Annotated in this window: 1 pseudogene; it reads right to left on the bottom strand. The window is 43.3% G+C overall.

The features are described 5' to 3' along the window. Window positions 1-353 (bottom strand): annotated as a pseudogene (locus AC1MDJ_RS08590) (proline--tRNA ligase); the annotation flags it as partial. Window positions 354-506: the final 153 nt, after the last annotated feature.

The following is a 506-nucleotide window of genomic DNA, read 5'->3' as shown; positions in this document are numbered from 1 at the left end:
ATTATATCAGTAACGGCCTCTTCATGCGTGGGACCCATACAGAAGTCTCTATTATGCCTATCCTTAAAGCGTAGCAACTCCTTGCCGTATTTCTGCCAACGTCCCGACTCTTGCCATAGCTCTGCGGGCAACACAGAAGGCATAAGCAACTCAATAGCCCCCGCCTCGTTCATAGACCTGCGGACAATATTCTCCACCTTACGAATCACCCGCAACCCCATAGGTAGATAACTATATACGCCTGCTGCAGTCTTTTTAATCATCCCTGCACGCAACATCAGCGTATGGCTTATAGTCTCCGCCTCACTGGGCGTTTCACGCAACGTTTGCACAAAAAAGTTAGATAGTTTCATAGGTGAAAAGTATCAGATTTATGAATATATGTCAATCTGATTGCATTTCCATTCGTTTTATTTTATAATTTCCGCGTGATATTTTGATTAGGGGGAACGACAATGAAACTTTTCTTATCTTCGTTTTTTTCTGGCGTGGCAAATCTGTTTTCG

This window comes from Candidatus Termitispirillum reticulitermitis, assembly GCF_054655775.1.
Note: the sequence above shows the minus strand (reverse complement) of the source record. Positions and strands in the feature narration are given on the sequence as shown.